Consider the following 12,088-nt stretch of genomic DNA (forward strand, 5'->3'; position numbering starts at 1 on the left):
TCTCAGGGTGAAAAACGCTGGATGAGAAACTCGCATTTTTTGCAGCTTGCTGTATGTCTAATTCAACGCAATACTCTGCGTAGAACTGTGTGTTCAAATTTGCATGATTGTGTAGAGAGGTGAGTATGACGGCATTACTGGAGCGTGCTGACCAAGCAATTTCGGTGACTGCAATGGTCAGGGGGTTCAGTGCGAGGCTAAAGGAGATTTCCAGCCGAGCCACTGAACGACTGGTCATTTTCAAAGACAACCAACCCGCAGCGGTCATTATCAATGTCGATGCGTATCAGGAAATGCTCGACGAGCTCGAGGACCTTCGGGTTGAAGCGGCGGCTCGAGAGCGACTGATCGGTTTTGATCAGGCCAAGGTTGTCAGCCACGACGATATGCGGGCGCGGTACGCCAAGAAAGACTAAAGGAGCTGTGGATGGTTTGGGGCGTTATCTATCATCCGGAGGTTCAGAAGGATCTGGATCTGCTGGGAGCTGTGGCGGCGAACCGCATTCTTGATGTGATCGAAGAGCGGATTATCAATGGTGAGCCAGATAAGAGCGGCAAGCCCCTAAGAGCCAGTCTTGCAGGTTGCAGACGGATCCGTACAGGCGACACACGAATTGTTTATCGAGTCGATGGCAAGGCCATTCAGGTACTGATCGTCGCAGTCGGAGCCCGACGTGATGAAGAGGTCTATGACGCCGCAGAGCGTCGCCTATAAGTAGAAGCCTCCGTTGCCGTGAAGGTAGCGGGGGCTTTTTTGTGTCCGAACACATAACTTGAAGACGACGGAGACTCAATGTGGGAGCGGTGTTACTTGCTCTGGGGCAGTTTTTCTTCTGATTCGGTCTTTGTTTGGTTCGGTCGAGAGGTCAGGATCTATTGAACGGTGTTGACGGCTCGATTTTTCCAATAACAAAAGTGTCCACGTTTTATGGAATGTGGACACTTGGACTTTCTAGCTTGATGAAGAGTCAAGACATTTAGGAAAATGGAGTCGAGGTCGAGTTCGACATACCGTCTACTAGCTGAAAGCACTTCACGTTTGCACATGTAAAAAAGCCCCCGCAACCAAACAGCTGCGGGGGCTTTTTCGTGGCGACGCTCAGATCACTCCTGCGCCGTCGCGTCTTCCTTGGCCTGTCGCTTGACGATGATGTCCACTATTCGCTGGGCCAGCGCCGGGTAGTTCTCGTCGAAGTGGTGGCCGCCAGGCAGTTTCATCGCCTCACCCACGGCGGTCTTGTCGGTGCAGCCGCTTTCGTCGACTTCTTCTTCACCGTAGATGCACACCACTTTTTCCGGTGGCAGCTTGGCCATTTCCGGGCCGGTGGCGGCTTCTTTGCCGGCGTTGCCGAGCCAGCCTTCGACTTCGATTTCGAAGCTGCCGGTGCGGGCGAAGGCCAGGAGGATGATGGCGTCGATGCGTTGCTGTTCCGATTCGGCCAGGCGGTTGTAGATCGCCGGCAGTACGTCAGCGCCGAACGAGTAACCGGTCAGGATGAAGCGCTTGGTGCCCCATTTCTGCCGGTAGTGCTGCATCAGTTCGGCGAGGTCCAGGGCGCTTTGCTCCGGGCTCTTGTGCTGCCAGTAGTAGCGCAGGGTGTCGATGCCGACCACCGGGTAACCGATCTTGGCCATCTCGCCCGCTACGTCACGGTCAAGGTCACGCCAGCCGCCGTCGCCGGAAAGGAACAGGGTGACGGTGTCCTTGGCCTGGCCGGCCGGTACTTCAACAACAGGGATCTGCAGGCCACCGGCGGCTTTGTCGCCACCGACGAGGATCTTGCGCAGTTCGTTGTTCAGCACTTGCGGCAGGTTGATGTCGTAGTCGCTGATGCTGGTTTCGGCGTTGGGTTGATCGCGCACGAAGCCGGCGCTGGTGTCGTCCGGGTTGTCGTTCCACGCCACCAGCCAGTGGCCGTGGGAGGCGCTTTTCGGCAGCAGGTGAGTGCAGCCCGGTTTTTCCAGGGCCAGGTCGACGGAAACGGCCTGGGCCTTGTCGCTCTTCTGTTCGGACAACCAGCGCCACGCCAGCACGGCGCCAGGGCCGATGCCGCTGACCAGGGTCGCCGGGCCTTTGAGTTCTCTCAGGCCCGATTGCAGGGCGCGGCTTTGCAGCAGGCAATCTTTGGGCAGGATCACCTGGACAATCTGCGCCGAACTGGAGCGGCTCAGGGTCATCAGCTGCTGGTCGCTGAGCTTCTGCTCTTCATTGACCGCCACCAGTACCTGGGCTTTCGGCGTAGTGCCGGGAATCACACGGGTCATCGCCGCGCCATCGGCCGGCGTCAGCAGTTCGAGCGTCGGAGCCGGTGCCGGGCGTTTCAGGTACCAGTAACCGCCACCGAGAATCAGGGCCAGCACTACCAGTGTGGCCAGTACGTACCGCAAGGAGCGTTGAATCATCAGCGTTTCACCAATCCAGTCAAGCCGCCCGCAATCAGGGCAGCAGTATCGGCCAGGGCTACCAGCGGATCGAGTCCGGCGGGCACGGCCATATAACGGGGTTCCCAGTCAGGCTGGAACTTGTCTTTGAAGCGGCGCAAGCCTTGGAAGTTGTAGAGCTGCTCACCACGGCGGAAAACCATCGAGCCCAGGCGCTGGGTCAGCGGTGCACCACGACGGGGTTGCAACCCCGACAGCGGCACCATGCCCAGGCTGAAACGCGCGTATCCATGATTTTTATAATGTTGAATCAGGCCGACCATCATGAACTCCATGGTCAGTTTGGGCGCGTCCGGGTGCGCACGCATCAGGTCGAGGCTGGCCAGGTCATGGCCATAAGTCTCGAGCAAGTTGGCGAACGCGACCGGGCGATCTTCGAAACGGATCACGGCAATGCGGAAGTGCTTGAGGTAATCATCGCTGAAACGCCCCAGCGAGAAGCCTTTCTCGCGCACGTTCTTGCCGGTCAGCCAGGCATCGGAAATCACCTTGAGCTCATCCATCGGCGCGTGGCCCGGCTCAAAGATCTCCAGCGACAAGCCATCGCGGGTGCCGCGGTTCCAGGTGTAGCGCAGGTCTTTCATCTCTTTGCCCTTGGCTTCGAGATCAAAGCGATGCAGATCGACCCGGGCTTCTTCGCCGAGCTTGATCGCGGTCAGGCCGATGTCCATGTAGTACGGCAGGTTCTCGGCACGCACCTGATAGAACACGGGGCGGGCGTGGTGGACGTCGCAGAGGTCGCGGAACTGCCAGATCATTTCCGCCCGTTGCTGGGTGGGGCCGATCGGGTCGTACAGCGCCACCAGGCTGCGCCCACGGCGGGCGTACATCAGAAACGCCTCGTCGTTAGGGTGGAACAGCAGCGCCTTGTCACCGGTCAGGGCGAGGCCGCCATCCGGTTGAGAGGAACTCATGAGAATCTTTACCGCGCGGTCCAGTTCATCGGGCGTTGGCAAGTGAATGACCGGGCGGGCGGTGCGCAGCAGCCACGTCAGGGACACCACGACCAGCAGCACGGCGGCGCCCAGCAGCGAGCGCAAGCCACGCGGGGCATCGGCATCGAGGGTGAACTGCCACCAGAGTTGATGGCTGTACGGAACGTCCTGATACGCAAACAGCAGCAGCCAGATCGAGGCACCCAGCACGCACAGGCTGGACACCAGATACAGCGGCGAGAACGGCAGTTCGGTGAGGCGGCTCGGGCGATAGAACGAGCGACGGAAAACCCCCAGCAAGCTGGCGATGAGGGTCATCAGGCAGGCTTCTTCCCAGTCAAAACCCTTGAGCAGGGAGAGCAGGGCGCCGACCAGCAGCAAAATGGTGGTCAGCATCCAGGCCGCAGACAGGCGCCGACGCAAGCCCTGCGCGAGCAACAGGCACAGCACGCCAATCAAGCTGGCGCCAAAGTGCGAGGCATCCACCAAGCGATGCGGGATGAGGAAACCGATGTGTTCCAGCCGGGTGTCAATTTCCGGGGTCACGCCGGAAAACAGCAGCACCACGCCGGACAGGAACACCAGCACCGCGAGAATCGGTGCGGCGAGACCGGACGCTGCGCGCAGGGACTGGCGCGACTGAAACAGGCGCTGGCCTTCATTAATCAGCAGGAAGATGCAGGCGACCAGCAGGGGCAGCACTACATAAATCAGTCGATACAGCAGCAGGGCGGCGGCCAGTGGCGCCGCGCCGAGAGAATCGGCAAAGGCCGCCAGCAGGATCGCTTCGAACACGCCCACCCCGCCCGGCACGTGGCTGAGCACGCCAGCGGCCAGTGCCAGCAAGTACACCAACAGGAAGGCGCCGAAGGGTGGCGCTTCTGGCAGCAACAGATAGAGCACGGTCGCGGCGGCTGCCACGTCCAGGGCGGTGATGATCAGTTGCAGGAAGGTCAGGCGGCGACCGGGCAGGCGCAGGGTGCGGCGGCCGACTTTGACCAGCAGGTTGTCTGGTGACGGCTGTTCCGGCAGACGACGGCGGTAGATGCCGATGGCCAGCACACTAAAGAGCAGCAGGACCGCAGCGGCAATCGCGCCGAGCAATGTCTCGGACAGACCCAGGGCGGTGGAGGCGGCCGGCAGGTCACTGAGGGTCGCCAGCGCGGCCAGCGGTGGCAGGGCGCAACCGAGCGAGAGGCTGGCAAACAACGTCATGTGAGCGACTTCTGAAGCCCCCAGACCATGACGTGCATATAAACGGTAGCGAACCGAGCCCCCCGAGAGCATCGAAAGGCCAATGGCGTTGCCGATGGCAAAGGCAGTGAAACCGCCGAGTGCGAGGATACGCGGCGCCAGCGTCACCCCCGCATAGCGGCTGGCCGACCATTCGTAGCCGAGCAAAATGATGAAACCGACGATAGTCGCACCCAGTGCGCCCAGCAGTGCCGGTTTCGGGACTTCCAGAATCGAGTCATGCAAAGCGTACAGGTCGAGTTCGCTCAACAAATGACGACAGGCAATCAGCGCGATCGCGAACAACAGCAGCGTGACCGCCAGGCCAATGGGCTGACGGTATTTGCTGATCAGATCGAGCAGGTGCAAACGCCCGGCCTTGATCGGTTGTGTCGCTGTGACGGTGTCTTGTGGATCAGACGAGTTGGCGCGCATCAATCACCTCTTGGATTGTGCGCGACAGGATGGAGGTATCGAGCCAAGTTACCAATCCCTGTAGAAAAAAATAATCACGAATATTAACGCCTCTCACCGGTTTGCGGCGATGGCCTGTCATGAGTCGTAGAGGGTGCTGCCTGAGTTGCAGAATAGTCTGAACTCAACAGTCTGATGATCCCTGACGCTTCACGACACTGTGACAGATCATTGTTGCGAAAGGACTTTTTCTGCAGATACAAAAAAGGCCACTCTTTCGAGTAGCCTTTTTTGATGTTTGGTTGCGGGAGCCGGATTTGAACCGACGACCTTCGGGTTATACCGACGACCTTCGGGTTATGAGCCCGACGAGCTACCAGACTGCTCCATCCCGCGTCTGTGTGGCGGCATTCTACAGGCGAACGGCGGGGTGTCAACCGTTAATCCCGATATAGGTCAAATAAGCGTAAATGAGCGGCGAACGGTTGCAGGGGAGACCTAAGTTTCGGAATCAGAACGATTTCTCATTTCTGGTCGTCATCGTCCTTAAGTGCAACTTTTATGTTCGCACCTGCAAAACAGGCGCGCACAAAAAAGGCCACTCTTTCGAGTAGCCTTTTTCGATGTTTGGTTGCGGGAGCCGGATTTGAACCGACGACCTTCGGGTTATGAGCCACCGACGACCTTCGGGTTATGAGCCCGACGAGCTACCAGACTGCTCCATCCCGCGTCTGTGTGTCGGCATTCTACAGAGGATCGTCGGGGTGTCAACCGCCAATTATGGAAAAACCTGTTCCTGTTCAACCGCTTAGGTTGAAAGCAGAGCCTGGATAATGGCTGAAAGGCACGCCCGGCAAGGCTTGCAGCTCTATTGGCTGCTCCCGGTCGATTGATAAAATAAATGTACGACGTGCTTTCCTACGTGCGAAAAAGAACATTCAGACTACTGGTGCTATATACAGGTGTCAGTGAGATACTGCTTATCCGACACGCCAACGCGCCCTTTCTTCGTCATGAACCGCGCTTTTATATGACTCAGCGAAAAATCATCCACGTCGATTGTGACTGCTTTTACGCCGCCATCGAGATGCGTGACGACCCGCGCCTGGCCGGTAAACCGTTGGCAGTGGGTGGTTCGGCGGATCGGCGGGGCGTGATTGCGACCTGTAACTATGAGGCGCGGGCCTATGGCGTGCGTTCAGCGATGTCTTCCGGGCATGCGTTGAAACTGTGCCCGGACCTGACCATCGTCAAGCCTCGCATGGATGCCTATAGAGAAGCGTCGAAGGAAATTCACACGATCTTTCGCGATTACACCGACATGATCGAACCGCTGTCTCTCGATGAGGCCTACCTCGATGTGTCGGACAGCGCGCATTTCGGTGGCAGCGCGACGCGTATCGCCCAGGACATCCGTCGGCGGGTGTCCAATCAATTGCACATCACCGTGTCGGCCGGTGTAGCGCCGAACAAGTTTCTGGCCAAAATCGCCAGCGACTGGAAAAAGCCCAACGGGCTGTTCGTCATCACGCCGGATCAAGTGGAAGACTTTGTCAGCGGCTTGCCCGTCAGCAAGCTCCACGGCGTGGGTAAAGTCACGGCCGATAAGCTGGGCAGGCTTGGCATTGTCGATTGCTCGCATTTACGCGAGTGGGACAAGTTGGCGCTGGTGCGCGAATTCGGCAGCTTTGGTGAGCGACTCTGGAGCCTGGCCCGTGGGATAGATGATCGTCTGGTCCACAACGACAGTCGGCGGCAGTCGATCAGTGTTGAAAACACCTACGACGTAGACTTGCCGGACCTGGTGAGCTGCCTGGATAAATTGCCCGAATTGCTGGAAACCCTGGCGGGTCGCATGGCGCGAATCGATAACAGCTATCGGCCGGGCAAGCCGTTCGTCAAAGTGAAATTCCATGACTTTACCCAGACCACCCTGGAGCAGGCCGGGGCAGGGCGGGATTTGGGGAGTTATCAGCTGTTGTTGACCCAAGCGTTCAATCGCGGCGGGAAACCGGTGCGGTTGTTGGGGGTTGGGGTCAGGCTGGAGGATTTGCGGGGCGGGTTTGAGCAGATGGAGTTGTTTGAGCGGTAGTGGCAGGTTTTGATGTCTCGGTGAATGTCAGACCGCCTTCGCGAGCAAGCCCGCTCCCACATTTGACCTTCGTCATAAGGAGATCAAGTGTGGGAGCGGGCTTGCTCGCGAAGCTTTTAGCTTTTGCTTTTAGTTCGGTCCGGGATCAGCTACCAAACGCCCGGCATCCTTGGTCAACGACTTGAGGAATTCGGTCTGCAACTCAGGATCATTGCGCGTCAGTTCGATCAGGCTTTGTTCCAGTTCGCTGGCTTCTTCTTCCAGACCCAGATCCGACAGACGCTTGACCCGGTGTACCCACTGGCTCACTTCGTCGTCTTCAAGGTCGTCATAAATCAGCCCGTGGGCTTCGAGCAGCTTGCCACGCAAAGAGCTGCTGACCGCCAGGGACGAGTCGGTATGTACATCGTCCTGCACATCTTCGACGCTGATCAGCAGGCGACTCAGATGATTGATGTCATGTTCGGCGAACGGGCTGTCCAGCAGGTTGATGCGCAAAACACCATTTTTGTCGGTGCTCAGCTCGAACGTTTCCTTGCCGGCCTTGACCACCACCGGACGCTCGCTCCAGGGCAGGCTCGAGTATTCGGTGCGTTTGTCGCGCTGAACCTCGTCGATACCGGCCAGGTTTTGCTGCGCACGACCGTGGGACTGCACGTTCATGAACGGGTTAAGCCCGGCGAAACCGTAGCTCAGCCAATCCTTGGTCACGCTGTCCGGCAGATTGCCGAGGGCAAACACGTTGACCACGTTCGCACCGACACCGGCCACGACGGCCACAGCACCCAGCGGGATCTCATAGACCTCCCGCCAGGGTTGGTAAGGCGTGTAGCGATCGTAGTGGCGCGTGACTTCGAATTCGGTGACTTCGAAGGTCTTCTGCTCGTGGATTTTCACCCGACGTTGCGGCAGATCAAGCACCTTGGGCTCGCCGACATCGATCTGCAGGCTGTGATCGAGCAATTTGCGCTCGACACGTTCCTCGTGCTCGCTGCGTTGCGACATGTGATTGGCGCAGCCGCTGACCAGCAGGGTGCCGCACAGGGCGGCACCACCGAGGCCTAAGGTGTTTCGCTTGAACATGACTTCTCTATCTGGTGTCAGCGGCGGATACGAGCCTGGAGGAAAGACAGCACGTCAGCGACCGGCAGCGCTTGCGCTTCAGGTTCGGTGCGGCTCTTGTATTCCAGATTGCCTTCGGCAAGGCCACGGTCACTGACCACGATCCGGTGAGGAATGCCGATCAGCTCCATGTCCGCGAACTTGATGCCCGGGCTGGTTTTCTTGTCGCGGTCGTCCAGCAGGACTTCGAAGCCGGCAGCCGTCAGTTCCGCGTAGAGCTTGTCAGTGGCTTCGCGAACCTGTTCGGTTTCGTAGCGCAATGGCACCAGGGCAACCTGGAACGGCGCAAGCGTGTCACTCCAGATGATGCCGTTGGCGTCGTTGTTCTGCTCGATGGCCGCCGCGACCACGCGGGAAACGCCGATGCCGTAGCAACCCATTTCCAGGGTGACCGGCTTGCCGTTCTCGCCCAGCACTTCGCACTTCATCGCCTTGCTGTACTTGTTGCCCAGCTGGAAGATGTGCCCGACTTCGATGCCGCGCTTGATTTCCAGAGTGCCCTTGCCATCCGGGCTTGGGTCGCCAGCGACCACGTTGCGCAGGTCGGCAACGGTCGGAACCGGCAGATCACGCTCCCAGTTGACGCCGAAGTAGTGCTTGTCGTCGATGTTGGCACCGATGCCGAAGTCGCTCATCAGCTCGACGGAACGGTCGATGATGATTGGCAGTGGCAGGTTCAGCGGGCCGAGAGAACCGGCGCCGGCGCCAATGGCGTCGCGCAATTCGCTTTCGGACGCCATCACCAGCGGGCTGGCAACGCCAGGCTGGTTGGCGGCCTTGATTTCGTTCAGCTCGTGGTCGCCACGGATGATCAGGGCAATCAGCTTGCCTTTCTCTTCTGCGTGAACCACCAGGGTCTTGATGGTCTTTTCAATCGGCAGATTGAATTTTTCCACCAGCGCGGCGATGGTCTTGGTGTCAGGCGTATCGACCAGACGCAATTCTTCGGCCGGAGCTGGGCGCGATGTTTCGCGCGGCACGGCTTCGGCCTTCTCGATGTTCGCCGCGTAGTCGGAACCGTTGCTGAAGACGATGTCGTCTTCGCCGGATTCAGCCAGTACGTGGAACTCGTGGGAACCGGCACCGCCGATGGAGCCGTTGTCGGCTTCTACAGGGCGGAACTTCAGGCCCAGACGGGTGAACACGTTGCAGTACGCCTGGTGCATGCGGTCGTAAGTGACTTGCAGCGAAGGCTGGTCAGCGTGGAAAGAGTAGGCGTCCTTCATGATGAATTCGCGGCCGCGCATCAAGCCGAAGCGTGGGCGGATTTCATCACGGAATTTGGTCTGGATCTGGTACAGGTTGATGGGCAGCTGTTTGTAGCTGCTCAACTCGTTGCGCATCAGATCGGTGATGACTTCTTCGTGGGTCGGGCCGGCGCAGAAATCGCGACCATGACGATCCTTGAAGCGCAGCAATTCCGGGCCGTATTCTTCCCAGCGACCGGATTCCTGCCACAGCTCAGCCGGTTGTGTGCTCGGCATCAACACTTCGAGAGAACCCGCGGCGTTCATTTCTTCACGAACGACGGCTTCGACCTTGCGCATGACTCGCAAGCCCATCGGCAGCCAGGTGTAGAGGCCCGAGGCGAGTTTGCGGATCATGCCGGCGCGCAGCATCAGCTGATGGCTGATCACGACCGCGTCGGAAGGCGTTTCTTTCTGTGTGGCGAGCAAAAATTGACTGGTGCGCATGGTTGGCCGTTGTCGGTTGCTGATGACGAGAAATGACGGAGCATTGTACGGGCGAGATCCGCTGGCGTACAGGCGTGCGGTCGGTGGTGTGGCGCGAGGGCGGGATTCTCACCGCCCTTTGCGATGCTTCCTACGATTCTTCCACAATCTGGGTCGGCACCGGTTCCGGCGTTGGCGTCGGACCCGCGCGACGGCTCTCCTGGAACCAGTGCAGGGCGATCAGCAGCAGTGTCGGAACGCCGAGCAGGGCGGTGATCAGGAAGAAGTTGTGATAGCCGAATTTCTCGACCATGACCCCCGAATAGCCGCCGATCAGGCGTGGCAGCAGCAGCATGATCGAGCTGAGCAGGGCGTATTGGGTGGCGGAAAACTTGAGGTTGGTCAGGCTCGACAGGTAAGCAACGAACGCCGAGGTCGCCAGGCCGGAACTGAAGTTGTCCAGGGAAATGGTGACGATCAGCATGTTCAGGTTGGCGCCCATGTCGGCGAGCATCAGGAACAGCAGGTTAGTGCCGGCCGACGCAATGCCGCCGATCAGCAGGATCGGCAGAATGCCGAAACGCACAATCAGCAGGCCGCCCATACCGGCGCCAACCAGGGTCATGATCAGGCCGAAGATTTTACTGACACCGGCAATCTGATCCTTGGTGAAGCCCTGATCGATATAGAACACGTTGGCCATGACGCCCATGACCGTGTCGGACATGCGGTAGGTGGCGATCAGGCCCAGCAGCAGGAACGCTTGCCAGCGGTAGCGTGTAATGAAGTCGTTGACCGGCGTCAGCACTGGCGCCAGGCCGCGACGGCCCATGGTCGACAGGCACAGGGCGGTCAGCGTGGTGTAGAGAATCGCCCGAAGCAGCGCCCGGTCTTCGAGGACCAGATCGAGCAGGCTTACGCCGCCGAACAGCACGCTGGCGAAGTCGGTGTTATAGAGCTGGGTGAACATGGCGGGCACGGACACCAGCAGCACGATCAGCACAAACACCGACGCCAGTTGATGCACAAAGCTGTAGCGGCCGGCCTGAAGCTGGGTGCGCAGTGGCACCGGCGGTTCGCGCATGAATATCGAGGTGAGCAGAGCCGGGATCATCAGGGCGCCGAACAGCACGTAGGTGCCGGCCCAGGCCGAATGCTGGTAGTTGAAACCGGTAGAGCCGAAGCCCTCGGCGAAGAACAGTGCGCCGGCGGTCGCGAGTAACGCGGCGATCCGATAACCGGACATATAGCTGGCGGCGAGGGCGGCCTGGCGACTGTCTTCGGCGATTTCCAGGCGATAGGCGTCTACCGCGATGTCTTGTGTCGCCGAAGCGAACGCAACGACCACCGCAATAGCGATCAACCAGGACAAATGTTTTTGTGGGTCGCAAAAACCCATGCCGATCAGGCCGAGGATCACCAGCGCCTGCGATAGCACCAGCCACGAGCGTCGCCGCCCCAGCTTGCCGAGAAATGGCAGGCGCCATTGGTCCAGCAACGGGGACCACACCCATTTAAAGGCGTAGGCCAGGCCGATCAGGCTTGCATAACCAATGGTTTCGCGGGCTACACCGGCCTCGCGAAGCCAGACGGAAAGCGTTGAAAACACCAGCATGTAGGGCAGGCCGGCGGCGAAACCAAGCAACAACAACACGAGCGTCGAGGGGCTGGCATAGGCGGCGAGCGCGGCGCGCCAGGTTTTACGGGGCATGGGCTGGAGTCTGCCTCAAGAAATACGGAAACAAAGGGCGCACTCTAACCGCTGTGCTCTACCGGACGCCAGCCATGGCGCTGAATATCAACACGATTATTCAGGACACTGATGCCTTCAGCGCGTAATCGCGCACGCTGCTCATCCCCCGAAGGGCTGCCCACCGGCAGGCTGATCCGACCACCGGCACCCAGCACCCGGTGCCAAGGCAGTTTCGTATCACCCGGCAATTGGCTCAGTGTGCGTCCGACCCAGCGGGCGGCACGACCGAGTCCGGCCAGTTCTGCCAATTGACCATAGCTCACCACTTTGCCCTCGGGCACTTGTGCCAGGGTCAGGTAGAGCGCCGTGCGTCGGATTTGCGCCGGACTTTCGGTATCAACGGTTGGGTCGGTCACGTCCGGGGTTCCTGGAGAAGGTCGCATTTGCCGTCTGTAGAGTAAGTCGTGGATCACTGATTGAGAAA

9 protein-coding genes and 2 tRNA genes are annotated in these 12,088 nt (G+C 59.3%); 3 read left to right on the forward strand and 8 right to left on the reverse strand.

Annotated features, from left to right (window positions below; genetic code table 11):
- Positions 1 to 125 precede the first annotated feature (125 nt).
- Positions 126 to 416, forward strand: coding sequence for a type II toxin-antitoxin system Phd/YefM family antitoxin (locus BK660_RS13780; RefSeq protein WP_123433735.1), 291 nt, complete (start codon positions 126 to 128; stop codon positions 414 to 416).
- 11 nt (positions 417 to 427) lie between these two features.
- Positions 428 to 715 carry a type II toxin-antitoxin system RelE family toxin gene (locus tag BK660_RS13785; protein ID WP_038979200.1) on the forward strand — a complete coding sequence of 96 codons (288 nt, stop codon included), beginning with the start codon at positions 428 to 430 and terminating at the stop codon, positions 713 to 715.
- A gap of 389 nt (positions 716 to 1,104) precedes the next feature.
- Here the strand turns inward: BK660_RS13785 and BK660_RS13790 are convergent, their stop codons facing one another.
- The 4 genes from BK660_RS13790 to BK660_RS13805 form a co-directional block, all read right to left on the reverse strand.
- Positions 1,105 to 2,403 carry a virulence factor family protein gene (locus tag BK660_RS13790; protein WP_123433736.1) on the reverse strand — a complete coding sequence of 433 codons (1,299 nt, stop codon included), beginning with the start codon at positions 2,401 to 2,403 and terminating at the stop codon, positions 1,105 to 1,107.
- Positions 2,403 to 5,045: a bifunctional lysylphosphatidylglycerol flippase/synthetase MprF gene (mprF, locus tag BK660_RS13795; protein ID WP_123433737.1), complete on the reverse strand. Its 2,643-nt coding sequence runs from the start codon at positions 5,043 to 5,045 to the stop codon at positions 2,403 to 2,405. Before mprF ends, BK660_RS13790 begins: the two co-directional genes overlap by 1 nt.
- 278 nt (positions 5,046 to 5,323) lie before the next feature.
- Positions 5,324 to 5,420: transfer RNA gene (locus BK660_RS13800), tRNA-Met, on the reverse strand.
- A 232-nt stretch (positions 5,421 to 5,652) separates the two neighbouring features.
- Positions 5,653 to 5,754: transfer RNA gene (locus tag BK660_RS13805), tRNA-OTHER, on the reverse strand.
- Between the two features lie 300 nt (positions 5,755 to 6,054).
- Between BK660_RS13805 and dinB the strand changes: the two genes are divergently transcribed.
- Complete coding sequence (gene dinB, locus BK660_RS13810) at positions 6,055 to 7,116, forward strand: DNA polymerase IV (protein ID WP_123433738.1); 1,062 nt, start codon at positions 6,055 to 6,057, stop codon at positions 7,114 to 7,116.
- 129 nt (positions 7,117 to 7,245) lie between these two features.
- Here the strand turns inward: dinB and BK660_RS13815 are convergent, their stop codons facing one another.
- From BK660_RS13815 to BK660_RS13830, 4 genes are all read right to left on the reverse strand, one after another.
- Positions 7,246 to 8,199 (reverse strand): hypothetical protein, encoded by a 954-nt coding sequence (locus BK660_RS13815; protein WP_123433739.1) that lies wholly within the window; start codon positions 8,197 to 8,199, stop codon positions 7,246 to 7,248.
- Positions 8,200 to 8,216: 17 nt separating this feature from the next.
- Positions 8,217 to 9,932, reverse strand: coding sequence for a proline--tRNA ligase (locus BK660_RS13820; RefSeq protein ID WP_027925671.1), 1,716 nt, complete (start codon positions 9,930 to 9,932; stop codon positions 8,217 to 8,219).
- Between the two features lie 130 nt (positions 9,933 to 10,062).
- Positions 10,063 to 11,622 (reverse strand): AmpG family muropeptide MFS transporter, encoded by a 1,560-nt coding sequence (locus BK660_RS13825; RefSeq protein WP_123433740.1) that lies wholly within the window; start codon positions 11,620 to 11,622, stop codon positions 10,063 to 10,065.
- 44 nt (positions 11,623 to 11,666) lie between these two features.
- Complete coding sequence (locus BK660_RS13830) at positions 11,667 to 12,047, reverse strand: MGMT family protein (protein ID WP_259698504.1); 381 nt, start codon at positions 12,045 to 12,047, stop codon at positions 11,667 to 11,669.
- Positions 12,048 to 12,088 lie beyond the last annotated feature (41 nt).

Source organism: Pseudomonas brassicacearum, from assembly GCF_003732265.1.
GTDB classification, from domain to species: Bacteria; Pseudomonadota; Gammaproteobacteria; order Pseudomonadales; family Pseudomonadaceae; genus Aquipseudomonas; species Aquipseudomonas brassicacearum_D.

What these genes read in the sequence shown, in the direction of transcription:
- BK660_RS13780 (WP_123433735.1), top strand. Translation starts at nt 126, where the DNA reads ATGACGGCATTACTGGAGCGTGCTGACCAAGCAATTTCGGTGACTGCA.
- BK660_RS13785 (WP_038979200.1), top strand. Translation starts at nt 428, where the DNA reads ATGGTTTGGGGCGTTATCTATCATCCGGAGGTTCAGAAGGATCTGGAT.
- BK660_RS13790 (WP_123433736.1), bottom strand. Translation starts at nt 2,403, where the DNA reads ATGATTCAACGCTCCTTGCGGTACGTACTGGCCACACTGGTAGTGCTG.
- mprF (WP_123433737.1), bottom strand. Translation starts at nt 5,045, where the DNA reads ATGCGCGCCAACTCGTCTGATCCACAAGACACCGTCACAGCGACACAA.
- dinB (WP_123433738.1), top strand. Translation starts at nt 6,055, where the DNA reads ATGACTCAGCGAAAAATCATCCACGTCGATTGTGACTGCTTTTACGCC.
- BK660_RS13815 (WP_123433739.1), bottom strand. Translation starts at nt 8,199, where the DNA reads ATGTTCAAGCGAAACACCTTAGGCCTCGGTGGTGCCGCCCTGTGCGGC.
- BK660_RS13820 (WP_027925671.1), bottom strand. Translation starts at nt 9,932, where the DNA reads ATGCGCACCAGTCAATTTTTGCTCGCCACACAGAAAGAAACGCCTTCC.
- BK660_RS13825 (WP_123433740.1), bottom strand. Translation starts at nt 11,622, where the DNA reads ATGCCCCGTAAAACCTGGCGCGCCGCGCTCGCCGCCTATGCCAGCCCC.
- BK660_RS13830 (WP_259698504.1), bottom strand. Translation starts at nt 12,047, where the DNA reads ATGCGACCTTCTCCAGGAACCCCGGACGTGACCGACCCAACCGTTGAT.